The organism is Dehalobacter sp. TBBPA1, assembly GCF_040931655.1.
In the GTDB taxonomy this organism is placed as follows: domain Bacteria; phylum Bacillota; class Desulfitobacteriia; order Desulfitobacteriales; family Syntrophobotulaceae; genus Dehalobacter; species Dehalobacter restrictus.
The window spans coordinates 2,924,776-2,948,630 of the sequence record NZ_CP162385.1 but is presented as its reverse complement, the minus strand read 5'-3'; the positions used below and the strand labels follow the sequence as shown (position 1 = coordinate 2,948,630).

General features: G+C 45.6%; 19 protein-coding genes. 15 read left to right on the top strand and 4 right to left on the bottom strand.

The genetic code is table 11. The features are described from left to right. Positions 1 to 31: 31 nt before the first annotated feature. From hflX to AB3489_RS14375, 3 genes are all read right to left on the bottom strand, one after another. Positions 32 to 1,837, bottom strand: a complete 1,806-nt coding sequence (gene hflX, locus AB3489_RS14385) for a GTPase HflX (RefSeq protein ID WP_368293412.1) — start codon at positions 1,835 to 1,837, stop codon at positions 32 to 34. 130 nt (positions 1,838 to 1,967) lie between these two features. Then, positions 1,968 to 2,519, bottom strand: a complete 552-nt coding sequence (locus tag AB3489_RS14380; RefSeq protein WP_368293411.1) for a hypothetical protein — start codon at positions 2,517 to 2,519, stop codon at positions 1,968 to 1,970. Between the two features lie 347 nt (positions 2,520 to 2,866). Then, positions 2,867 to 3,262, bottom strand: a complete 396-nt coding sequence (locus AB3489_RS14375; protein WP_242824926.1) for a response regulator — start codon at positions 3,260 to 3,262, stop codon at positions 2,867 to 2,869. Positions 3,263 to 3,533: 271 nt separating this feature from the next. On the opposite strand from AB3489_RS14375, the gene AB3489_RS14370 reads away from it, so the two are divergent. From AB3489_RS14370 to AB3489_RS14355, 4 genes are all read left to right on the top strand, one after another. Further along, a complete protein-coding gene (locus AB3489_RS14370; RefSeq protein ID WP_368293410.1) occupies positions 3,534 to 4,685 on the top strand; it encodes a class I SAM-dependent RNA methyltransferase in 1,152 nt (383 codons plus the stop codon). 71 nt (positions 4,686 to 4,756) lie between these two features. Beyond that, complete coding sequence (locus AB3489_RS14365; RefSeq protein WP_368293409.1) at positions 4,757 to 5,506, top strand: DUF2225 domain-containing protein; 750 nt, start codon at positions 4,757 to 4,759, stop codon at positions 5,504 to 5,506. 35 nt (positions 5,507 to 5,541) lie between these two features. Further along, positions 5,542 to 6,933 (top strand): asparagine--tRNA ligase, encoded by a 1,392-nt coding sequence (asnS, locus tag AB3489_RS14360; protein WP_019225017.1) that lies wholly within the window; start codon positions 5,542 to 5,544, stop codon positions 6,931 to 6,933. Positions 6,934 to 7,118: 185 nt separating this feature from the next. Then, positions 7,119 to 8,288 carry an alanine--glyoxylate aminotransferase family protein gene (locus tag AB3489_RS14355; protein WP_368293408.1) on the top strand — a complete coding sequence of 390 codons (1,170 nt, stop codon included), beginning with the start codon at positions 7,119 to 7,121 and terminating at the stop codon, positions 8,286 to 8,288. A 310-nt stretch (positions 8,289 to 8,598) separates the two neighbouring features. On the opposite strand, the gene AB3489_RS14350 is transcribed toward AB3489_RS14355, so the two are convergent. After that, complete coding sequence (locus tag AB3489_RS14350; RefSeq protein WP_368293407.1) at positions 8,599 to 11,670, bottom strand: FAD-binding and (Fe-S)-binding domain-containing protein; 3,072 nt, start codon at positions 11,668 to 11,670, stop codon at positions 8,599 to 8,601. A gap of 352 nt (positions 11,671 to 12,022) precedes the next feature. Between AB3489_RS14350 and sleB the strand changes: the two genes are divergently transcribed. The 11 genes from sleB to rpmE all read left to right on the top strand — a co-directional run bounded on the left by sleB (position 12,023) and on the right by rpmE (position 23,805). Then, entirely contained in the window at positions 12,023 to 12,730 is a 708-nt protein-coding gene (sleB, locus tag AB3489_RS14345) for a spore cortex-lytic enzyme (protein ID WP_368293406.1), read from the top strand. A gap of 11 nt (positions 12,731 to 12,741) precedes the next feature. After that, the gene (locus AB3489_RS14340; protein ID WP_368293405.1) at positions 12,742 to 14,163 is read left to right on the top strand and encodes a PepSY1/2 domain-containing protein; all 1,422 of its coding nucleotides are present in this window, start codon (positions 12,742 to 12,744) and stop codon (positions 14,161 to 14,163) included. Positions 14,164 to 14,364: 201 nt separating this feature from the next. Further along, a complete protein-coding gene (argS, locus tag AB3489_RS14335) occupies positions 14,365 to 16,050 on the top strand; it encodes an arginine--tRNA ligase (RefSeq protein ID WP_368293404.1) in 1,686 nt (561 codons plus the stop codon). Positions 16,051 to 16,142: 92 nt separating this feature from the next. Continuing rightward, positions 16,143 to 17,747: a CTP synthase gene (locus AB3489_RS14330; RefSeq protein WP_025206222.1), complete on the top strand. Its 1,605-nt coding sequence runs from the start codon at positions 16,143 to 16,145 to the stop codon at positions 17,745 to 17,747. 180 nt (positions 17,748 to 17,927) lie between these two features. After that, positions 17,928 to 19,010 (top strand): lipid II:glycine glycyltransferase FemX, encoded by a 1,083-nt coding sequence (locus AB3489_RS14325; protein WP_368293403.1) that lies wholly within the window; start codon positions 17,928 to 17,930, stop codon positions 19,008 to 19,010. Positions 19,011 to 19,081: 71 nt separating this feature from the next. Continuing rightward, a complete protein-coding gene (alr, locus tag AB3489_RS14320; protein WP_368293402.1) occupies positions 19,082 to 20,278 on the top strand; it encodes an alanine racemase in 1,197 nt (398 codons plus the stop codon). Between the two features lie 98 nt (positions 20,279 to 20,376). Next, positions 20,377 to 20,754, top strand: coding sequence for a response regulator (locus AB3489_RS14315; RefSeq protein ID WP_368293401.1), 378 nt, complete (start codon positions 20,377 to 20,379; stop codon positions 20,752 to 20,754). A 354-nt stretch (positions 20,755 to 21,108) separates the two neighbouring features. Then, positions 21,109 to 21,801: a hypothetical protein gene (locus AB3489_RS14310; protein ID WP_019225007.1), complete on the top strand. Its 693-nt coding sequence runs from the start codon at positions 21,109 to 21,111 to the stop codon at positions 21,799 to 21,801. Positions 21,802 to 21,845: 44 nt separating this feature from the next. After that, positions 21,846 to 22,487 carry a fructose-6-phosphate aldolase gene (fsa, locus tag AB3489_RS14305; protein WP_368293400.1) on the top strand — a complete coding sequence of 214 codons (642 nt, stop codon included), beginning with the start codon at positions 21,846 to 21,848 and terminating at the stop codon, positions 22,485 to 22,487. 16 nt (positions 22,488 to 22,503) lie between these two features. Continuing rightward, positions 22,504 to 23,478 (top strand): class II fructose-bisphosphatase, encoded by a 975-nt coding sequence (glpX, locus tag AB3489_RS14300; RefSeq protein ID WP_019225005.1) that lies wholly within the window; start codon positions 22,504 to 22,506, stop codon positions 23,476 to 23,478. Between the two features lie 126 nt (positions 23,479 to 23,604). Continuing rightward, positions 23,605 to 23,805: a 50S ribosomal protein L31 gene (gene rpmE, locus AB3489_RS14295; protein ID WP_019225004.1), complete on the top strand. Its 201-nt coding sequence runs from the start codon at positions 23,605 to 23,607 to the stop codon at positions 23,803 to 23,805. The last annotated feature ends 50 nt before the right edge of the window (positions 23,806 to 23,855 follow it).

The following is a 23,855-nucleotide window of genomic DNA, read 5'->3' as shown; positions in this document are numbered from 1 at the left end:
GTGGTACTGGTTCAGAGGCATAACAGTGCTATCATGGAGCAGAGACTCTATACCTCTCCACAGTGCTCAGTAAGGAAGCGGCGAGTTCCGCTTCGACGTGGGTAACTTGTTCGTCATAGACGACTTCAAGAACTTTCGTATTCGCATATAGCCAGGCCAAGGCGGCTCCATCGGAAACAGGAATTTCTAGACTAACCCGAATGTGGTCACTGAACAGTTCTTTCTCGATGGCCTGTTTCAGTTCTTCTAACCCGCTCCTCTGCAAAGCAGAAATTTCTACAACAGGCCGAGTTTCGCGCCACAAGCTGATCCGGTTGTCCGGATGCAAACGGTCAACTTTATTGAGGACAATCAGGGTCGGTTTACTGCCTGCACCAAGTTCTGCCAGGATTTCATCGACAATCCGGATGTGGTCTTCGACCTGAGGATCAGCAGCATCAGCCACAATCAAAATCTGGTCGGATAATACGACTTCCTCCAGGGTTGATTTAAAGGCATCGAGCAAATTAGGCGGAAGTCTTCGAATAAAGCCTACCGTATCGGAAAGCAGGACCGTACTGCCGTTATTTAAGGGAAGCTTGCGGGTTGTCGGATCAAGCGTAGCAAACAGTTTGTCCTCGGCCAAGACATCTGAGCCGCACAACGCATTTAAAAGGGTAGATTTCCCGGCATTGGTATAACCGACAATGGACAGAACCGGGATATTGTTTTTTTGGCGGTTTCCGCGGAGAACGCCACGTTGTCTACGGATATCGTCAAGGCGTTCTCTCAGATGAACGATCTGGGAGCGGATATGACGACGGTCGGTTTCCAGTTTTGTTTCACCCGGTCCCCTTGTTCCGATACCGCCTCCAAGACGGGAAAGCGCCACACCGGTTCCTGTCAGGCGGGGGAGTCTATATTCGAGCTGGGCGAGCTCTACTTGCAGGATTCCTTCCCTGGAACGGGCATGCTGGGCGAATATATCCAGAATCAGGCCTGTACGGGACAGAACTTTCAACCCCAGCTTTTCTTCGAGGATGCGCTGCTGGGTGCCGGTTAATTCTTCGTCGAAGATAACCAGATCAGCCTGGCGTGTCTGAATCATTTGCTGAAGTTCTTCGAGCTTGCCCGGGCCGATGATCGTTGAGGAATCGCGGGTTTCTTTTTTTTGCATTAAATGGCCAACAATCAAAGCCCCAGCTGTTTTGGCCAGCTCTTCAAGCTCGGCAAACGAGACTTCCGCTTCGCTGATTCCGTACAAGTCTCTGCTGTACCGTGTCTGCAGTCCAACCAGTATGGCACGTTCACTTGTTTTGGCTTTTTCTGCAGGCAATTTCCTGAGTATATTGTCGGCATCTTCGATATTTTGAAAGAGAAACGCAAAGTCATCTATATCAGCCGCAAGGGGTCCGAAAATATTGACCTCCTCAATGTTCGTGGCTGACAGAATGCCAACATAAAGGTCTTCAGCCCGGTTATTCCGGATCCCGATGGCGATCATTGCATCGAGATTCAACTGCTTTAGAGAACTGATGTCCATGGAAGACAATAAACCGCTGCTCTTCGGATGGGTGTGAATACAGCGGGTGCCTGAAAGGCGCTGCAGGCTACGTTTCTGCTCCACTTCAGCCAGCTTCACGGTACTGTGATTTCCTATGCTGACATCGGTAATGCGGCCTTTGCGGTCGGCATACACGGCAATTTCCTTGTTCACCTGCGAAGAGATTTCGGCAAGTTGTTCAATGAGTTCCTGTGTCCACAACTGGTCCCTAGGAATTTGGTAAGTATAGAACCCGTTTAATTTCTCAAGAATACTGTTTTTTATACCTTCTATTTCACCGTTAACCTGTAGCAAAGGCAATTCCTCCCTGTGGTAAGATTAGGAAAGACATTGATCATGTATAATAACAGTATTATATCACTGAATCCAATCATTCCCTAAAAGATCGGAGAAACGGCCGGGGTGGAGGACGTTGTAAACAAAATCAGTGATTTTCGACAGATATGGAATCCAGGGTCAAACGAATGATGCTGCTCGTGCTGTCCGGGAAAAAAGCCTGATCGGTAAAAAAGGAGATTCTGACAACTTCGTTGTTGTCGTTCAATTCCAGCCAGTATTCCTGCGAGCTGATAACATTTTCGCCAAAATCAGCTGACCAGCTTTCTTCAAATCCGTTCCAATGATTTAAGGACGTACGTTTTAGAACATAACTTATAAAGTTATAAGTACTTCTGGCTTTGCTGTCTTGAAGGAAATGCTCAAGGTCGGCTGCCCGCCAGATCTGGAGATATCCCCTGAAGCTGAGTTTACTGTCCGTAAAATAGATGTTCAGACGCATTTCCTCTCCTTTGTCGGGAGTCAAATGCACTTCAGTTGTAGCTGGAAATTGTGCTTTGACTGCATAATTATCCACCTGATATTCATACGTCCGGTCGTTTTGGAAGGATGCAATTGCCGGCCCTTCCAGATATAGATATTGGATTAGCAAGGCAACAACCACGGCGCATGCAGTCTTTAATAATGTTTTTATCTGCATAGCTACTCCTTTCCGGCATAGTCTTACATATCTTTTTATTAGTGCCTTTTGAAGCGGTTATTGAATTTTATGAAAAAAACGGACAATAAAGAATCATTGACAAGATACATAAGTGGAGAACCGATCTATCAGCAAATCATTAATCAAATCAAAACATTGATACTGGCGGGAGATACAAAGACGTTGTCAAGGAAAGCAGGCTTCTAAATTTAGGCCTTGCTGAAATCACAGTATACTAAAAGATTATAGAAAAAAAGGCATTAATTTTGCCTTTTTTGCGTATTATGGTTATTATTGACTTGATACCTTTTCCGATATATCAATCATGTGCAAACTCTGTTTGGAATTTAAGCAGGATAGAGTGAAGAATCGCAATGATTGATTGCGTGATGCTTGATAACGTCAAGAACCGTATTAATTTTAAACGGTTTCTGGATAATCCCCTTGAAATTTGTGGTTTTCGGCAGCTTCCTTTCTTCAATATCTGAACCGGAAATCATAATTACCGGGATATCTTTCAGATTTTTTTGAGCTGAAATCTTCTCAATAAATTCGCAGCCATTGAGTATAGGCATGGAATAGTCTGTGAGAATCAAATTTGGGTGAGGGCAGCTCTTCAGCATAGTAAGAGCTGAATATCCATTTGACGCGATAATTGGAGTATAGCCGTTGCCAATTAGCATTGTTGACAGAAGATTGGCTATACTTGTGTCGTCGTCGATGACCATTACAACAGGCCTCAACTGTCGTTCCTCCTTCTAAAATTTTCTTATTTTGCAACCTTTATCAGTATACACTACAATAAGGAAGAAAAATGTTGATGCCTGTCAAAGGCCGAAAAAAAATAATTTGACTGTTTTTTAGAAGAAAATCGTTTATTTCCAATGGTTTTAAAGCCTGTCCATTTATTTTGGTTACAGAAAGAAATGTCATTTATCGTAAAAAAGTTAGTAAATATTGTATTTTTTTGATCTGTAGATTATGCGTAAAATTTAGCTTTACTGGAGTGTTTGCATGGCAAGGGTTGAACTGGTCGCAGTAACGGCATTTGGGCTTGAAGCTGTCGTTGCGCGGGAACTTAAAAATCTGGGGTATGAAAATACAGAGGTTCAGAACGGTAAGATATCATGGACAACAAATGAAGAAGGGATTTGCCGGGCCAATCTGTGGCTGAGGTGTGCGGACCGTATCAGTTTGAAGATGGGTGAGTTTGAAGCCCGGAGCTTTGAGGAATTATTCCAGCAAACGAAAGCATTGCCCTGGGAAGAATGGTTGCCGGTGGACGCCTGTTTTCCGGTGACCGGAAAATCGGTTAAATCTCAGCTGCATAGTGTTCCAGACTGCCAAGCGATCGTTAAGAAAGCGATTGTGGAGAGACTGAAGGATACCTATGGCGTCAGCTGGTTTGAAGAGACAGGAGCCCTCTATGCCGTGCAGGTCTCTATTCTGAAAGATACTGTTACGCTGACCATCGATACTTCCGGTAAGGGATTAAACAAACGCGGCTATAGGCAAATGGCCGGGGAGGCTCCATTAAAAGAAACACTTGCTGCCGCAATGGCCTATCTTAGCTACTGGAAACCCGACCGTGTTTTTCTGGATCCTTTTTGCGGGACAGGAACGATTCCGATTGAAGCGGCTTTTATCGGACAGAATCGGGCACCTGGTCTGGCCAGGGCATTTTCAGCTGAACGATGGACGAACATTGCGGAAAAACATTGGCGAAAAGCAAGAGAAGAAGCAGAAGATCTCTGGCAAAGAAATGAGGAACTTGCAATCTATGGTTCGGATATTGATCCAGCTGCTTTACGCTTAGCCAGGGAACACACCAGAGAAGCAGGTCTGGAAGGAAAAATATTTTTTCAGAGGCTGCCGGTCAAAGAAGTCCGCTCCAGATTTAAATATGGCTGTATCATTACGAATCCTCCATATGGGCAAAGGCTTGGAACAGCAGAAGAAGCTGAAACTGCTTATCAGGAACTTGGCGAGGTTCTGGAGAGACTCGAAGATTGGTCCCTGCATATGCTCACTTCGCTGCCAAAACCAGAAAGGTTCATTAAAAAAAGGTGGGATAAAAGCCGGAAATTATATAATGGAAGAATTGAGTGCCATTATTATCAGTTTTTTGGGCCCAAACCTCCAAAAGACGCGAAAAATAACCTATAGATTATTTCTAAAAAAAGAATAAAATATGGATAGGATAATTTTAAAGATGAGAAGGAAATATAAGGATTATGATGGATAAAAAGGATATAACTGAAAAGCTCGAGCCTCTCTACGACAAAAAGGTCGAATGCCTTTTATGCGGTCAGGAATTCGTGACCAAGAAAATCCGGTCAAGGTTCATTAAGCCGCGCAAGGTCGACAGCGATTTTGGTCAGATATTTGAGCAAGATGACAATAGTCCGTTATTCTACTATGTCATGGTCTGCCCTCATTGCGGTTTTTCTTTCACAGAGGATTTTTCCAAAATCATGGCACAAAATGTTCGCAAAAAAACCCTCGAGGAGATCTCCGGCAAGATGGACCACAGTAAAGACTTCTGCGGAGAGCGGGATTATCAGATGGCAGTCAGAACGTTTAAGCTAGCGATCTACTTTGCCCAGCTGATTAAAGAAAAACATGTTGTGCTGGCAAGGATCTGTCACCGCCTGGCGTGGATTTACCGCGGAGCCGGAATTGCTGAAGAAGAGATGAGATTTATGAACCTGGCCTGTACCGAATATGAACAATCTTTTCTTTATACGGATTTCAATCCGGAATTGACTCCGGAAATCCAGATTTTATATTTGATCGGTGAATTAAACCGTAGACTAGGAAAATACAATGAAGCTGTCAAATATTTTTCTACAGTCAGTGAACATCCTGACAAAAGCCGGTACATGAAATATGTCAATATGGCCAGAAATCAGTGGAGCGAAGCTGTCCAGGAATATCGGGAGAGCAAGAACAAACAGCAAATACAGCCAAACGTAAAATCAGAATAACTGAAGGGTGTATCAATTATAAACAGGAGTTAATGATGAACAGTATAGCTGTAAAGCAAATTTATGAGGCAACAGAGGCTAAGATTGGGGAGCGTCTGCAAATCTCAGGCTGGGTAAGGACGGTCAGAGCATCCAAAGAATTTGGTTTTATCGAATTCAATGACGGCAGTTGCTTCAGAAACCTACAAATCGTCTATGGTCAGGATCTGCTAAATTTTTCAGAAGTCAGCCGACTCGGAGCCGGTTCTGCCATAACTGCGGAAGGGGTACTGGTTTCCTCTCCGGGGACAAACCAGGCTTTTGAGCTAAAAGCCGAGAAGATCCAAATCGAAAATGCCTGTCCGGCTGATTATCCGCTGCAGAAGAAAAAGCATAGTCTGGAATTTCTTAGAACGATTGCGCACCTCCGTCCCCGGACCAATACATTCTCGGCTGTATTCAGACTCAGGTCTGTCATTTCAATGGCCGTGCATCAGTTTTTTCAGGATAAAGGCTTTGTCTATGTGCATACGCCAATCATCACGGGAAGTGATGCCGAGGGAGCGGGAGAAATGTTTCGGATATCCACACTCAAGCTTGATCATCTGCCGCGTGATGACCGGGGAGTAGTGGATTACCGTCAGGATTTTTTTGGTAAGGAGACAAATCTTACGGTAAGCGGACAGCTGAATGCTGAAAGTTTTTGCCTTGCGTTTAAAGATGTCTACACATTTGGACCGACTTTCAGGGCAGAAAACTCCAATACGGCCAGGCATGCAGCCGAATTTTGGATGATTGAGCCGGAAATTGCCTTTGCAGAGTTAAACGATATCCAAAATCTCGCCGAGGAAATGATGAAGTATCTGATTGCTTATGCGCTGGAACATTGCCCGGACGAAATGGCGTTTTTTAGTAAGTTTATCGATAAAGAACTGCTGGCCCGGCTGAACAATGTTTTAGATTCGGAATTTGGCCGTCTGTCCTACAGCGACGCCATCGAGATTTTAAAGAAAGCCAATACGGATTTTGCTTATCCTGTGGAATGGGGATTAGACCTCCAAACTGAGCACGAACGTTTTTTAACCGAAAAGGTATTTGGAAAACCACTTTTCATTACAGATTACCCCAAGGAGATTAAGGCTTTTTACATGAGGCAAAACGATGATCAGCAGACGGTGGCTGCGATGGACCTGCTTGTTCCGGGTGTCGGTGAAATCATTGGCGGCAGTCAGAGAGAAGAAAGAACAGATTTACTGACAAAACGAATTGCTCAGCTTGGAATGAGTGCGGAGCATTATGGTTGGTACCTTGAACTCAGAAAATATGGCGGGGTAAAACATGCAGGCTTCGGCCTCGGCTTTGAGCGCCTGATCATGTATTTAAGCGGGATTTCCAATATCCGTGATGTCATCCCGTTCCCGAGAACCGTTAAGTCCGCAGATTTTTAGCAAAAATTATTTTTAAATATTTACCCAAATGAGACATTACAGATTTACTAGTCCTAAAATAATAATTATTGCGGCATTAATGGAAAATATTCTGACAGAATTAGCCGTAGAGACTAAATTAATGATATAATCCCTAATTGGAGTACAATTTTTTTAATGTTCTATTTTCAAGGAGGAAATTCCCAATGCCCAATAAAGAAATGCTCTTAATTCCCGGCCCGACACCTGTAGTCGACGAAATTTATGAGGCGCTTTCCCGGGAAACAATGTCCCATACGGATATGCGTTTTGCAGGTATTTTCAGCGAAGCTCTCGCTCAGACCAGAAAAATGTTTAATACGAATGGCGAAGTTTTTGTTATCGCCGGATCCGGAACACTAGCCATGGAAATGGCACTGGCCAATACGGTTGCCCGCGGTGAGAAGCTGCTCATCGTAAGCCATGGCTATTTTGGAGACCGCTTTATCGGAGTTGCGAAAGCTTTAGGGATTGAAGCTGAAGTACTGGCTGCTGAGTGGGGCAAACAAATTGAACCGAGTCAGATCGAAGAAAAGCTGCAGCAAGGCGGATATAAAGCTGTTACGGTAACCCACGCGGATACATCAACGGGAGTAGCTGCTAATCTGGACAAAGTTGTTCCGACAGTCAAAAAGTATGGCGCGCTCTTTATTTTAGACGGTGTATGTGCTTCCGGCGGACTTGAAGAAGATATGGGCAAAGCCTATGGTACTGACGATTATAAGATTGACGTTGTTTTGACCGCATCTCAGAAAGCGATCGGGGTTCCTCCTGGACTTGCGATTGTGGCCTTTGGACCGAAAGCCCTAGAATCCAGAGCGAAAATGGATGGTGTCAACAGTTACTATATGGATATCAACAACTGGAGCCCGGTCATGAAAGAGCCCCAGAAATATTTTGCGACCCACCCGATCAATATGATCTATGGCTATGCAGAAGCTATGAAAATCATTGCGGCAGAAGGAACGGCAGCGCGTTATCGTCGGCATGCAGCGATTGGCAAAGCAATCCGTGCGGCGGTCAGATCCATGGGCATGAATATTTTTGCTGCGGAAGAAGTCGCTGCTCCGACTTTAAGCTGCATTCTTTATCCAGAAGGAGTCAACGATGCCGAATTCAGAGCCGTACTCGCGAAGAAAGGGCTGATCGTAGCCGGATTACTCGCTTCTCTGGCCGGAAAAGGCTTCAGATTGGGACATATGGGGAACGCCACGAATGATATTTTCTGCAAAGCGCTCGAAATCATTGGTGAAACACTCGGAGAAATGGGATTCCCGGTGGACAGCGCGAAAGCCGTCCAGGTGTTCAAGGACGTTTTTGCTGAGAATAATAAATAAACCACTAAATTGCTCAAAAGTAAGAGATTTGAGGCTCTATGTAAAAGGTTCGGGTGAACCCCTAAACAAGAGTAACTCTAAACCGATATGATGCTGATAGTAGTTTTTGACTGTTATCAGCATTTTTTTGAGCTAAGCTAAGGTTGACGACATGGTGCCATCCGCTTTTCGGCTGTTTATTCTACTGAATGCCCCAAACCGCAGCGTCAAGACATGCTAATGGTTCACGTGCTGAAAAACCCAGTGGTTCTAGCATGTTAGCAAGGATTTGAGCGAGTAGACACGAAAACGTGCGAGCGGAATATAGGCTTTATTTCCCTCTCAAATAATCCGCCATTTTCGGCATGAAGTACGGGATGATCTCGTCTAGCATTTTAGGCATGAGTACCTCCATCGTTTTGGGCATCAGGTTTGGCATCTGTTCTTCGAGGTACTCCGGCATCGGGATGGCTTCGCTTACTTTCTCAAGCATTCGCGGCATGACTTTATCCATGATGGCCGGGAGCAATCCGGGGAATAAGGAAGGCATCACGCTTTTCATCATGGAGATCATTGGCTCTTTGAACACTTCCGGCGCGTTCATCACCATTTTCATCATGTTCCTGTATGTGTCCGGCATGGCTTCAATCATCTCCGGAATTAGACCGGCCATCATATCGGCCATTCCCCAGGGGGTCATCATCCGGATCATCCCGTCAAAGACAGCCCACTTCTCATCGATGACCGGATCTGAGCACGGAATGTCATAGCCAAGGCTTTCGGCTGCCAGCGTAGATAAATCGCGGATCTTAATTGGCAGATGGTTATCCTCGGCCGAGATTTTTAACTGGACCCTGCAGCAGGGACAGGCGGTAATAATCGTATCTGCACCGCACCCTATCGCTTCCTCAATCCGGGAAGCACCAATCTCAGAGGCGACCTTCGGATCAGCCACTAGGGAGATCACGGCGCCGCAGCAGTGCGCATCATAATGGTGAAAACGCATTTCCCTGAAGTTTGAGCCGGGGATTGCGTTGATCAGCGTACGTGGACCTTCAAACCTGGCTCCGGCCCGTCCCATATGACAAGGATCATGGTAGGTTGCCTGAAGGTTAAGTTCTTTGGCAAGCTTAAACTCTCCCGCTTCAATCTTTTCGGCCAAAACATCCGCATAATGTTTGGCATGCAGATCATATTCAATATTGTTGTCTTTGGCCCAATGGCGGTAATAGATTTCCCAGACCAGCCAGCAGGCCGGACAGGTTGTAATAACGGTCTTGGCCCCGGTCTGTTTCATCGCGGCAATATTTTTAGCTGCTGTTTCATTGAAGACTTCCCAGCGTCCGGATACGAGCATCGGTATGCCGCAGCACTGTTCTTTGTTGGCGAGATAAGCATATTTGATCCCTGCTTCCTTTAACAGCAAAGCAGTAGACTGGGCAATATCCTGTTCGACGAAGGATGAGGTACAGCCAGGGAAAAAGGCGTATTCGGCTTTTTCCTGGATACTGTCCCGAACCTCGTCAATGATCCATTTATCCCTGTCCTTAGCGTATCCGCCCCAAATATTGCCCTGCTGGCGCATCGTATTGGCCATGATTTCAAAAGGAGGAAATGTCCTGTACCCGAGTCCGTCTACCAGCAGCCCCCGCAGTTTTAGCCAGGAAGATTCATTCGGCAAATCCAGCTGACAGGTCCTGTTGCATAATTCACACGTCGTGCAGGCCAAGAAAGTGTCAACAACACGCTGGGTAAATTCGACTTCCCCTTCCAGAAGAAGTTTTAAAAACGTCCATTTGCCGCGCGGGGATTGGGACTCCCAACCCCGGCCGTAATATTGATCACATTGATCAACACAGTAGCCACATTGCGAACAGGCGTAGGCATACCAGACAATGTCACCTGGAATGCCTTTTCTCTCCTTGAATACTTCACCGGGATCTTTGGTTTTGGCCAAATTACCGAATATTTTGAGGATCGGGTCAAACGTACCTGCAAGTTCAATTCCCCTGGACAAAAAACTGTTGTCCAGGACTTTGCCCGGATTCATCATTTTATTCGGGTCAACCTGCTTTTTGAATGCGGTCAGTTTTTTGACCCTGTCCTTGCCTAAGATCTTTTCGACGAACCCGATAAAATATAAGCCGGACGCATACGGTCTGCCCTGGTATTTCTGAGCGGTGTTCAGAATAGACAGAGAAAGCGCATAAGCAAGATTGAAGTTAAACTGCCTTTCATCATGCAGGATGAAACCCAGCAGAACAAATTCCTGGGAATTTGTCGCGAAGCCCTCCAGAATAAATGGGTGCTTAACTTCGGCCGTAATCTCTTGAATGACTTTATCGAGGTTTTCCAGCGGGATAATAATCTCGCTTGGAATCAGGGAAGGGGCAATCCTCTTGGCCCTGACGGGTTCAAAACGGGCATCCCATTCATGCCGGGCGATTTCGGCGGAGAGAAATTCTCCGTTGTTTTTTTGGGCGATTTCCATCACAACGGCCTGAACAAGATCGCAACGGTCGTTGGTACAAGACAGAATCGCTATATATTTTTCGGGCAGAATCGGTCTGTGCTCATCCGTGACTGGCTCCCCGTGATGATAATGCGGCGGCAGATTATTCTTTAACCTCGCAGCATCTGGGTTGATAAACGATACCGACCATAAAGGCACTTTGCGGGAAAACAGATCTTTCATGAATCCTGCAAGATGGTCCGGATTGCCAAAAGCGATGGCTTTGACATGCATTGGTTTCAGCATTTTAACCCGGATGCTGATCTCGCTGATTAAACCAGTGATTCCATTAACGTCCGAAACCAGATCCAGACCCGAACCCTGCATGAATTTGACAGAGCCATCTGGCAAGACAACTCTGGCAGACAGTACATTGTCTCGGAAGTAGCCGAATTCATAACTGCCGATTCCAGCACCGCCCTGCGCAAGCCATCCGCCGACCGTCGAAGAAGGAGCACTTGTCGGGTATAACGCCAGCGTCAGGTTCTTTTGGTTCAGGTGATACTCGAGTTCATTCCAGACAACGCCCGGCTGTATAGTTGCACTGCTTTCCTGTTCGGAGATATCGAGGATTTTTTTCATCCGGTTAAATTCGACGATTAGCCCACCGTCAACCGGCAGTACGCCGCCATAACCGGATGTTGCTTTCCCCCTTGGAATTAAACTGATTTGATGACGGTTCGCATAGGTCACGAGGTGAACAAGTTCATCTTCGGATGATGGTTGAACAATACCGTCCGGAATAGGATTACCGGCAAAGGGTTTGATCATGGAGGGCATTACCCCCATATCGTGGGCATAAATTTTTCTTTCCAGGGCGTTAAAGTTTATCCGGTCTCCCCAGATTGACTTCAAATCTTCAATGACTTCTTTCTGAATGGTCAAGGCCATACACTCCTTTCGGATCATTGATTGACAATGCGAAATCAGAGATAAAAAAGTCAAATAATATCCCACTGTGTCAGAATGTTCTTCATTTTTAGAGATTTACCTCTCTCTAAACAAGCCAAATATAGAAATATTTATAAGAGTTTGAGAAAGTAATATCCTTATATTCTTTGTAATAATCATAGAAATTTATTAATAAGCTGGCTGTAAAAATTTGGACTGGCAGAACAGATGATTTTTAGCGGATAAACCGCTGCTAACCAAGCCAGAATAAGAAGAAAGCTGAATCGGAGCTGGCATGAAAAACAGCAAAGAAATGCGGTGCAATAGAAATAACTTCGGGTGAGGTGAAAGCATGGATCAGAATTCCAATGAAAAAAAACAAAAAAAAATATTCAGTATTATAACGGTAAGTCTTATTCTGTGTCTGGTTCTTTCTGCTGCCAGTCAGGCTGCTCTTGGAGACCGGGCACTGTCCAAGGGTTCCAGAGGTTCTGAAGTCAAAGCCTTGCAGAGCAAACTGGTCCAACTCGGGTATCAGGTCGGAAAAGTTGACGGTATTTATGGAAAGTCAACCGTGGCTGCCGTCAAAAGATTTCAAAAAAGCAGAGGATTAAAAGCTGACGGCATAGCCGGAGACAAAACGATTCGGGAGTTAAAAAGACTGACAGGTGAAAGTACTACCTCTTCCGGGAAACAGGTCGGTTTTAAGAACGCCGATTTTCAGCTGCTGGCTCGGTGTGTTTATGCGGAAGGCCGCGGTGAACCGTATATTGGTCAGGTCGCGATCGGGGCCTGTATCATGAATAGAATTAAAAGTTCCTCCTTCCCAAAAACCATCGCCGGTGTCATTTACGAGCCAAAGGCCTTTTCGGCAGTAGATGACGGTCAGATCAACCTTCAACCTGATGAAACCGCCATTAAGGCAGCCAGGGAAGCGATGAACGGATCTGATCCGACCAATGGAGCGGTTTATTATTTTAATCCCGACAAGACCACCAATAAATTTGTCTGGTCAAGACCGCAGATCAAAAAAATTGGCAAACATATTTTTACACGTTAGGGGGGGTACCGATGAACGCTGAATCAAAAAAAAAGCTGCTTTCCTGGCTGTCCTTGACGTTAGGGATTGCGCTGATTTTCTCTCTGGGCTGGGGTTATTATGAGTTCAGGGAACTTAAAGAGTATAAGACGGAAACAGAAAACCAGTATTCGAGGGCTTTTACGGATCTTGTGACGTCGTTAAACGAAGTGGAAACAAGTATAGCCAAAGCCAAGGTTGCGGGTAGCACGGCCCAAAGGGTGCTTTATCTCGGAGAAACTTGGAAGGGAAGCGAAAGTGCGGTCAGCCGCCTTGGCCAGCTGCCGGCAGACGAGGTCGGGATTAGCTATGTTGACACGTTTATCAACCAGGTCGGCGATTTCAGCAAGGCCATGACTCGCAAGACGGCTGCTGCCGCCGTGATGAGTGCTGAGGAGCAGGCTACATTAAACAAAATGCATGAAAGAGTGATAGAAATCAACCGCTCAGTTCAGCAAGTTTACAATCAGTTTAATTCCGAGAACCTCGCCTGGGTGGACAAACCCAAAGGATTGCTGCAAAAAATCGGTTTCGGAAAATCCATTCAGACCGCTGCTCAGGGTGATGAAAACAGCGGAAAGACCAATCAGCAAAATCAACAGGCAGCTGCCCAAACGCCAACTTCTGTCAGAGGCGGATTGAAGCAGCTCGATGTCAGCCTTCAGAAATATCCTCCATTCACATATCAGGGAGAACTGGACAAGCATTATGTGGATAAGCCGCTTGGTTTACCGGAAGGAGAAATTAATGAAAGCAAAGCCGTGGAGGTTGGCAAGCGTTTTCTTGAAGATTTGGGGCAGACAGGTGCGGCTCCACAATTAAGCGGTTTAAGCGACAACCTCCTCGGAGGATTTAATCTTACGTATAAGGACAGCTATTTGGAGGTCAGCAAAAAAGGCGGTGTCGTCACGTTTTACCGGGATCAGCGTGAATTAAACGATCGCCAGCTCGATGTCAAAAAAACCTTGGATAGTGCCTATGCCTCCCTGGCCAGGATAGGATGGGATCTGGTCGTAACTTCTTCCGAGGATCTCGGGTCCTATGTTTTGGTTGATGCAGTTCCGCGGGAGAACGGGACACTGCTGTATCCTGACAAGATCAGGCTGACCATAGCGACAGATAACGGTCAGATCATTGGCTTTGACGCTAACCCCTACTATGCGTATCATCATCAACGAAATCTGAATCGCGTGCTTACACTGGAGCAGGCCAAGGCAAAACTCAAGAAAGAATTTAAGATCATCGAAACAAAAATGGCGGTGATCTCAAAATTAGGGACAAATGAAGCCTTTTGTTATGAATTCAGAGGGACGGCATTTGGGGAGGAGTATATGGTTTATATCAATGCGCTGAATGGGACGGAAGAAAAAATTAGCAGGGTTGTCAATACGCCTGCCGGAAAATTAATCCAGTAAGGATTAAGATAAGAATTAACAAAATAAGTATTGAAAAAAAATGCATTTCCAATATAATTGGTAAATGTAAAATAATTAAGCAGAGAAAGACCTTCTTTTTCTGCTTAATTATTTGGGCGCTGGTATTTTTACTGAAAATGTATTAAAATTTATTTTAGTTATGTACATTTCCAGCGGTCCTATGAAGGAGGAGCTTCAGGTTTGAGCGTTTATGAGAAAATCAGGGAAAATGTCAGTAAAAAATTAGAACAGGCGATCCTCTGTGCACGCGAAAAAGGAGCGTTGGCTTTTCAGGAAATACCTTCTTACGTTTTAGAAGAACCAAGAGAACGTGAGCATGGTGATTTGGCGACCAACCTTGCTATGCTGTTAACCAAACAGGCAAAAAGAGCTCCGCGGGATATAGCAGCAATCATTATTGATAATCTGGATACGGCAGATACCTGGATTACCTCAAGTGAAATAGCCGGACCCGGATTTATTAATTTCCGCCTGGATCCTGCCTGGCTGACAGGCGTAATTCCTGAAATATCTGCCCAGGGTGAAAAATACGGGTTTGTCAACATCGGCCAGGGTGAAAAAATTCAGGTTGAGTTTGTCAGTGCGAATCCGACAGGCCTTTTGCATATGGGGAATGCCAGAGGAGCTGCTTTGGGGGACAGTTTGGCCTCACTGCTGGCGATGGCCGGGTACGAGGTCAGCAGGGAATTTTATATCAATGATGCAGGCAATCAGATTCATAATTTTGCGCTATCGCTGGAAGCCAGATATCTCCAGCTTATGGGGGTTGAAGTACCTTTCCCGGAGGCCGGGTATCATGGTGAAGATTTGATTGATACCGTCAAAAATATCATTGAAAAAGACGGAGATCAATATGTCCGGATGGAAGAACAGACCCGCCGGGATATTCTTGTCAGTTATGCTCTTAAAGAAAAAATCAATGATATCAAAGAAACGCTGGCGGATTTTGGCGTTTTCTATGATGTATGGTTCAGTGAAAAGTCTTTGCATGAGTCCGGCTATATTCGTGAGACGATGAAGTGGCTGGAAGACAAAGAATATATTTATGAAAAGGAAGGTGCTCTCTGGCTGAAAGCAATCCTTCCGGGAGATGAAAAAGACGAAGTCATTGTGCGCGGCAATGGGGTTCCGACTTATTTTGCAGCGGATATTGCGTATCACCGCAATAAGTTCGAACGGGGTTTTAAAAAGGTTATCAATATCTGGGGAGCAGACCACCATGGACATGTCGCCCGCATGAAAGGCGCAATGCAGGCTCTGGGATACAGCCCTGATTCTCTTCAGGTCATCCTCATGCAGCTCGTAAGGCTGATTCAGGACGGTGATATCGTCAAGATGTCAAAGCGTTCCGGTCAGTATATCACGCTGAGGGAACTGATTGATGAAGTTGGCAAAGATGCAGCCAGGTTCTTCTTCCTGCTGCGTGACCCGGATTCTACGGTTGAGTTTGACCTTGACCTGGCAAAATCCCAGTCCGCCGATAACCCGGTTTACTATGTGCAGTATGCGCATGCTCGGTTGTGCAGTATCTTAAGACAGGCGGAAGAACAGGGTTTCGAATCGCAGCTGATTCCTGGTGAATATCAGCTGGCGCTTCTTGTTTCTGCGGAGGAAAGAGATCTATTGAAGAAATTGGCGGATCTGCCTGGGGAAATTGTGCTGGCAGCAAAGCTAACCGAACCGCACAGGCTTGCAAGGTATGTGCTTGACTTGGCGGCGCTATTCCATACTTTTTACAATAGTCAGCGTGTTCTGATTGAGGATCCCGATTTGCGGACAGCCCGGCTGGGACTGATTCGCTCAACCAGACAGGTATTGGCGAATGTCTTGAAGATACTGGGTGTATCAGCCCCGGAAAGAATGTAAACTTATCTTTGGAAGTTAATTAATTTGACATACAACGTAGCACAGGACTCTAGACTTTAGAATTTTATGAGATAAGGAAAGGGTAGAAAAGGATGACGAAATTTATATTTGTTACCGGAGGCGTAGTAAGTTCCCTGGGTAAAGGAATAACAGCCGCTTCTTTGGGATGTTTATTGAAGAAAAGGGGACTCAAGGTCGCGATCCAAAAATTTGACCCCTATATTAATGTCGATCCTGGAACAATGAGCCCTTACCAGCATGGAGAAGTGTTTGTTACCGATGACGGAGCGGAAACCGATCTTGACCTCGGGCACTACGAAAGATTTATTGATGTTCCGTTATCAAAAAACAGCAATGTGACTGCAGGAAAGATTTACTGGTCGGTCATCACCAAGGAACGCAAAGGTGACTATCTTGGCGGCACGGTTCAAGTGATTCCTCATATTACGAATGAGATTAAAGAACGTATTTACCGGGTTGCCAGAGAGAGTAATCCCGATGTTGTGATTACTGAAATTGGCGGGACTGTCGGCGATATGGAGTCACTGCCATTTTTGGAAGCCATTCGTCAGGTCCGTGGAGATATGGGCAAAGAGAATGTCTGTTATATCCACGTCACCCTTCTTCCTTATCTGTCGGCTTCCGGTGAGGTTAAGACCAAACCGACGCAGCATTCGGTCAAGGAACTCAGAGGTATCGGAATTCAGCCCAATATTTTGGTTTGCCGGGCTGACAAAGCAATTGACGATGATCTCAAAGAAAAACTAGCTTTATTATGTGATATTGACAAAGAAGCTATCATAACTAATACCACAGCTCCGACGATTTATGAGGTTCCGCTTCGTCTTCAGGAAGAAGGTATGGATGATATCGTTCTGTGCTGTTTGGGTATTAAAGCCCCCAAAGCGGATATGTCAACGTGGGAAAAAATGGTCTTGAAGATTAAGTCTCCATGCAGGTATACAGAAATTGCGATTGTCGGTAAATATGTCACTTTACCCGACGCCTACCTCAGCGTAGCAGAAGCCTTGCGCCATGCCGGCATCGATCAGGGGGCCGGTGTAAAAATCCGCTGGATTAATTCTGAGGAGCTTGAGGTTCCAGGGGCAGATTTGGGGCAGATATTTACCGGAATTAAAGGCATCCTGGTACCGGGAGGATTCGGAAACAGAGGGATTGAAGGGAAGCTCAAGGCGATCCAGTATGCCAGAGAGAACAAAGTACCGTATTTAGGCATTTGTCTCGGGATGCAGTGTGCCATCATTGAATTTGCCAGAAACGTCTGTGGGCTAAAAGGCGCGAATAGTACAGAATTTAACCCTGATACTGAGTATCCCGTGATCGATTTGCTGCCGGAACAAAAAGATATTGAAGATATGGGCGGGACGATGCGTTTGGGGATTTCTCCGGTCAGGGTCAAACCGAATACCCTTGCCAACTCGGCGTATTCCAGTGAAGTGATTTATGAGCGGCATCGTCACCGCTATGAAGTGAACAATTATTACCGGGAAATCCTCGAGAAGAACGGCATGGTATTCTCGGGCACATCCCCGGACGACAGACTCGTTGAAATATCGGAATATCCGGATCATCCCTGGTTTGTGGCTTCTCAGTTTCATCCTGAATTTAAGTCCAGACCGAACCGGCCGCATCCACTCTTCAAAAACTTTGTCACTGCAACACTGAAGGAAATATAAGACAGCAAACAACAGATGTTTAAGATCATATGATTACGTTTAAAATTAATAGGATAACAGGATGAAGAAAAAAACGTTTATTGCCAGTCAACCGGTTCACGTCGAACAGGGTGATTGGTATTTCTATGAATTGTATTTCCGCAGATGATAGAATGGAATGTCTTTGGGAGGAGTGAAAAAATGGAATTTACGGCAAGGTGGCTCGCAATTGAAGATAAAGCAAAGTTTAATTCCTTTATTTGTAAGCATCCCAAAGGGCATGCGATGCAATTATGGGAATGGGGAGACATTAAAGGAAGAACGGGCTGGAGACCCTGGAGGCTTGCAGTGGAAAAAGATGGTGAGATTTTTGCTGCTGCAACAATTCTCGAAAGAAAACTACCGTTGCTGGGGACCCCCATTTTTTACTGTCCGCGCGGTCCGGTCGTTGATATGCACGACAGCGAAAAAATGGCAGCCGTCCTGGAAGCAATCAGGAAGCTGGCGCAAAAACGCAAGGCGATTCTCTTAAAGATTGATCCTGATGTATCTTCAACCGATCAGGTTCTGGCAGGTATTTTGAAAGCCCAGGGCTTTAATAAAATGGATACAGGAAAGAATTTTGAAGGTGTTCAGCCGAAGTTTGTATTTCGTCTGGACATTTCGCCGGATGAAGAGACCTTGCTCACGAATATGCATCAAAAAACCCGCTATAATATCCGCCTTTCCTCTAAAAAAGGTGTCGTGATCCGGAAAGGATTAAGAGAGGATCTACCGGAATTTTTCCGTGTACTCAAGGAAACGACCGAACGGGATAATTTCCTGGTGAGGTCTTATACCTATTTTGAAGATCTGTATGATACGCTGGTGCCGGCAGGTTTTGCCGAACTTTTTGTTGCCGAATATGAAGGAAAAATTGTTGCAGGAACGCTGGCTTTCATCACAGGGGACAAAGCCTGGTATATCTATGGGGCATCATCAAATTCTTATCGCAATGTCATGCCCAACTATTTGATTCAGTGGGAAATGATTTGCTGGGCCAAAGCAAATGGTTGTACGCTCTATGATTTCAGAGGAGTATCCGGGGATTTGGACGAGAGTAACCCGCTGTATGGACTGTATAAATTTAAAAAAGGTTTTAATGGCGAGTTTACAGAATTCATCGGGGAATGGGACTATGTTTACAGGCCTGTCCTGTATGTGATTTGGCAGATTGCTGAAAAAGCTTACTCCGGGAAACTGAAAGGAATGCTTGCCCGGATGCGCAGGCCGCGGAATAAATAATTCATTCCTTGTAATTTCTTAAATGATCTCTTAAATAATTTTTAAAATCATTTGTTAAAGAGGGGCTTGTCATGTCAGATCTATGGATCGAAGTAGATATGGATGCCATTATCCATAATTACCGACAAATCATGGCCGGGCTTTCTGCCGGATGCCGGCTCATGGCGGTTGTTAAGGCAGATGCCTACGGCCTCGGGGCCGCGGAAGTAGCAGGAGCTTTGCAGGGAGAAGGATGTACGGCCTTTGCTGTCACCACCATCTCTGAAGCGTTGCTGCTGCGAAACCAGGGTGTTGACGGTACAATCCTGGTGCTCGGTCCGTCGAGCCCGGAATACTGGCAGGCGGCAATCCAGGCCCATATTGAACTAACGGTATCACAGCTGGACTGGATACCGGCACTGAACAAACTCGCCGAAACGTTGGGAACTAAAGCCGGGATTCAGCTGAAGCTGGAAACGGGTATGGGACGTACCGGTTTTACGGGCGATCAGCTGCAGGAATTAGCTGCAGCGTTGCGAGAAGCTCCTCAGCTGGAAATAACCGGGGTGTACACGCACTTTGCCCGGGGAGCTCAGCGTGATCGTGCCTATACCAGAGCGCAGAATGAAAAATATCTGGCTTATGTTCAAACGTTGGAACAGGCAGGCATTCGGATCCCGCTGAAGCACGTCTGCAACAGCGCCGCCTATTTGGATTTTCCGGAGTATCATTACAATATGGTCAGAGTCGGGACACTCCTGATTGGTCATTGTCCGGCGCCGGCATTTGAAGGCAGGCTGCGATTAAAAGACCCTTGGCTGGTCAAAGCAAGAATTGTTCACCTGCAAAAGGCGGCAAAAGGTACCTTTGTCGGCTACCAGAGTATTTACAAGGCTAAAAAAGACACGACTCTGGCAGTGGTGCCGGTAGGTTATGCCGATGGCTTTGGGATTGAGCCCCGACTTGTGCCTCAAAACATTGTGGATCTCGCGAAAATAATTGTCAAAAATATGGCAGCTCTGATGGGCATTCAGCTGGGCCGGGAAAAACTGTTTTGCAACGGGCAAACCGTCAGGATTGCAGGGAAAATTGGGATGCAGCTTACGGTACTCGATGTCGGCAGCGCGCCTTGCTCAGCCGGTGACGAGATTATGATTCCTTTACGAAGGACTCAGGCCAATCCCAGGATTCTGCGGATGTATAAAAAAAATGGAGAAATAATGAGAATAAGGATAATTAATGAAGGATTTTTGTCTCCCAGCGAAGAACAATTGTCAAATAAAAGGTAGTATGGCGATCTTTGTAAAATCATATTGCCTTTTAGCGCGATAGATGTTTTTAAAATCTATTGACAACTGCAAATCTAGCTATAAAAAGGGGGACTTTGATGCTGAAGATGTTGATTGTGGATGACCAAAATGGGATCAGAAGACTTCTAACCGAGGTTTTTTTAGAATATGGTTATGAGATTGAATCGTGCGGCAGCGGAATAAAAGCGCTTGAGATTATTCCGGAATTTCAGCCGGATCTGATAATCATGGATGTTAAGATGCCTGGAATGAGTGGAATTGAGGTTCTAACGAAACTCAGGGAGACAAATTGTAAAAGCCGGGTCATCATGATGACAGCATATGGCGATCAGATTTTTTATAGACAGGCTGAGGAATTAGGAGTATCCGGCTTTGTTGTTAAACCTTTTGACTTAAATGAATTAAAAAAACAGGTTGGAGAAATTATCAGTGTGGATCATGTTTCTGAGGATTGAAATGGTGGCTTAAAATAATGGCTTGAATGATCAACAGATTAACCGGCCAGACTTTAACGAAAGTCTGGCTTTTTGGCGGCCATGTAGGATCTAATTCCACGGTGCCATGAATGGTAAGAAGCGGCAATTCTAATATTCTAAAAAATCTAAGGCAGGAATAATATTTTACTTGGAGAACTATAAGCTATACGGCATACGTAAACCGATGTGATCCGCTGACTTGAGACGGCCATGGGCAGCCTAATGCCGCGGTGCCACGGATGGCAAAGAGCGGCAAGGCCACGGAGCCTAATACCGTGATTTCATGGAGTGGAAAGACCCAATAGCTGACAGTGTGGGAGGTGAGCCTAAAGAATGATTATTCAGGCAGTCTCAACCATTGGGATGCTTTGTTCCCACTGCGGGAAACTTCAGCTTAAAACATTATCAGTGTTTTCTTTTGTTCACTTGGGAAAGAACAGTTTCATTTGTACGTGTGGTACTCCATTGTTGACGCTCATCAGTTTTGAGAGCAAGAAAATCGGCATAGAATATTCTTGTATTTACTGCGGGACGCCACATCACTTGGTTACCAGAAGGGAGTTGATCTGGGGAGAACAACCTTTGCGTCTGGGATGCAGCGACAAGGAACTACCAGTAGGCTATATCGGGCCTGAATCACGTGTCATGGAATTGTGCACAGAAATTAAAAAGAACTTTGTCCGACTGGCTTCGGAGTTAACAAGCGATCAGGAAGATCTTGATGTAATGACAGATGATTTTTTTGTTGTCTATGGCGTTATAGAGATACTTGGCAGGCTGGTTGAACGGAAAAAGCTTGGCTGCAAATGCGGAAATCATAACCTAACTGTAGAAATATTACCTGAAAGTGTAGAATTGATTTGCGATTTATGCAAGGCAATGGGTATTATTTATACGGATAATAAAGACATTTTGCGCATACTAGAACAAATGGGAGCAATTACTTTAGAGGAAAACGAGATGTGGATCATCAACGATTCTCTGAAGGGAAATCATAGAAAGAATATCATTACGGAGGTCGAGTAGGTTTTTTACTATGGCCGGATATTATTGAAGGAGGAATTTGATCTATGCGTTTTTTCCTTGATTCAGCCAATACAGAAGAGATTTCCCGGGCATGGGACATGGGAGTCATCGCCGGTGTTACGACGAATCCTTCTTTGGTAGCCAGAGAAAAAGAGGACTTTCATACCCTGATCCATAAAATTGCCGGGATTGTCGATGGGCCGATTAGTGCGGAAGTCATAGCGCTCAATTATGAGGGTATGCTTCAGGAAGCCCGGCGGCTCGCAGATATTCATTCAAATATTGTCGTCAAAATTCCAATGACGCTTGACGGTTTGAAAGCCGTCAAGACGCTGCGGGAAGAAGATATCCAGACGAACGTTACATTGGTGTTCAGCCCTGTTCAGGCACTGATGGCAGCAAGGGCGGGAGCCGCTTATGTCAGCCCTTTTTTAGGAAGACTTGACGATATCGGGGAGGTTGGCATGAATGTCCTGGCCGATATCTGCGAAATTTTTGAGGTCCATGATCTGGACTGCGGGGTGATTGCCGCCAGTATCCGTCATCCTGTTCACGTCCTTGAAGCGGCTAAGATCGGCGCGGATTTTGCGACAATACCTTTTGGCGTTTTGAGCAAATTATCCGAGCATCCCTTGACAAGTGCAGGAATTAATAAATTTTTGGATGACTGGAAGAAGTTAAGTTAAGAAGGGTGAAAAAGAGATGGAAAGAGAATTAACCATGGAATTTGCCCGGGTGACGGAAGCGGCAGCACTTGCTTCAGCGCGCTGGGTAGGAATGGGACAGAAGAATGAAGCCGATGATGCGGCAGTGGAAGCTATGAGATCTTTGTTTGATACCGTACACATGGATGGGACGGTCGTGATCGGCGAAGGAGAAATGGACGAAGCCCCGATGCTTTACATTGGGGAGAAACTTGGCACGGGCGAAAAGCCCGAGGTTGATGTTGCCGTTGATCCCCTCGAGGGAACAAATCTTGTTGCCAAAGGAATGCCAGGAGCCATAGCGGTTTTAGCTGTGACCAAAAGATATGGACTTCTGCATGCCCCGGATATGTATATGGATAAAATTGCTGTTGGTCCCAAGGCTGCAGGACGTATCCATCTGGATGCTCCAGTTGCGGAAAATCTCGAGAACATAGCCAAGGGACTCAATAAGAAAATTCAGGAACTTACGGTGGTTATTCTCGACAGGCCCCGCCACAGTGAGATCATCCGTCAGGTAAGAGAATGCGGCTCTAGAATACGCCTGATTACCGACGGTGATGTCGCTCCGGCTGTCGCCTGCGGGCTGGAAGGCAGCGGAGTTGATGTGATGATGGGGGTCGGCGGAGCTCCTGAGGGAGTGCTTGCCGCTGCTGCCCTGCGCTGTATGGGCGGGGAAATGCAGGGGAGACTTTGGCCGGAGAATGAAGAAGATGTTGAAAGAGCCCGGAAACTGGGTATAATGGATATCAATAAACTGCTGACACTCGATGATCTGGTCAATACGGATGACATCTTTTTTGCGGCAACCGGAATTACAGAAGGACCGCTGCTTAAAGGCGTGATATACAGCAGTGAGGGTGCCACGACGCACACTGTGGTGATGAGAGGCAAGACTGGTACGGTCCGTTTTATTGAAGCCAAACATTGTTTTGCCAAAAAGCCCAAATATGCAATTAAAGGAGCCTGCTAAAACGCTGCGAAAAGAAGCTTTCTGAATTGTTTTTTTCTTGACCGAAAGGCAAAGAATGTGCTAAAATATTCAGAGTTGACTGTATTTGATTGAGACGGATCTGATTGGGAAGGAAGGTGACGGGTCATGAAAGAGAAAATTCATCCGAAATATGAACAAACTACCATTAGCTGCGCTTGCGGCAATATTATAGAAACAGGTAGTACGAAGAAGGATATCAAGGTCGAAATTTGTTCCAAGTGTCATCCTTTTTACACTGGAGTTCAGCGATTTGTTGACGCTGGTGGACGAGTCGATCGTTTCAAAAAGAAATACGGTTTGCAATAACAACGGTATGAAACCGTTGCCTGTAGAAAACAAGGAGCAGAGCGTAAGCT

Bases quoted from the DNA above. Each gene is read 5' to 3' on its own strand.
- AB3489_RS14380 (WP_368293411.1), bottom strand. From the start codon at position 2,519: ATGCAGATAAAAACATTATTAAAGACTGCATGCGCCGTGGTTGTTGCC.
- AB3489_RS14370 (WP_368293410.1), top strand. From the start codon at position 3,534: ATGGCAAGGGTTGAACTGGTCGCAGTAACGGCATTTGGGCTTGAAGCT.
- AB3489_RS14365 (WP_368293409.1), top strand. From the start codon at position 4,757: ATGGATAAAAAGGATATAACTGAAAAGCTCGAGCCTCTCTACGACAAA.
- asnS (WP_019225017.1), top strand. From the start codon at position 5,542: ATGAACAGTATAGCTGTAAAGCAAATTTATGAGGCAACAGAGGCTAAG.
- AB3489_RS14355 (WP_368293408.1), top strand. From the start codon at position 7,119: ATGCCCAATAAAGAAATGCTCTTAATTCCCGGCCCGACACCTGTAGTC.
- AB3489_RS14350 (WP_368293407.1), bottom strand. From the start codon at position 11,670: ATGGCCTTGACCATTCAGAAAGAAGTCATTGAAGATTTGAAGTCAATC.
- sleB (WP_368293406.1), top strand. From the start codon at position 12,023: ATGGATCAGAATTCCAATGAAAAAAAACAAAAAAAAATATTCAGTATT.
- AB3489_RS14340 (WP_368293405.1), top strand. From the start codon at position 12,742: ATGAACGCTGAATCAAAAAAAAAGCTGCTTTCCTGGCTGTCCTTGACG.
- AB3489_RS14330 (WP_025206222.1), top strand. From the start codon at position 16,143: ATGACGAAATTTATATTTGTTACCGGAGGCGTAGTAAGTTCCCTGGGT.
- AB3489_RS14325 (WP_368293403.1), top strand. From the start codon at position 17,928: ATGGAATTTACGGCAAGGTGGCTCGCAATTGAAGATAAAGCAAAGTTT.
- alr (WP_368293402.1), top strand. From the start codon at position 19,082: ATGTCAGATCTATGGATCGAAGTAGATATGGATGCCATTATCCATAAT.
- AB3489_RS14315 (WP_368293401.1), top strand. From the start codon at position 20,377: ATGCTGAAGATGTTGATTGTGGATGACCAAAATGGGATCAGAAGACTT.
- AB3489_RS14310 (WP_019225007.1), top strand. From the start codon at position 21,109: ATGATTATTCAGGCAGTCTCAACCATTGGGATGCTTTGTTCCCACTGC.
- fsa (WP_368293400.1), top strand. From the start codon at position 21,846: ATGCGTTTTTTCCTTGATTCAGCCAATACAGAAGAGATTTCCCGGGCA.
- glpX (WP_019225005.1), top strand. From the start codon at position 22,504: ATGGAAAGAGAATTAACCATGGAATTTGCCCGGGTGACGGAAGCGGCA.
- rpmE (WP_019225004.1), top strand. From the start codon at position 23,605: ATGAAAGAGAAAATTCATCCGAAATATGAACAAACTACCATTAGCTGC.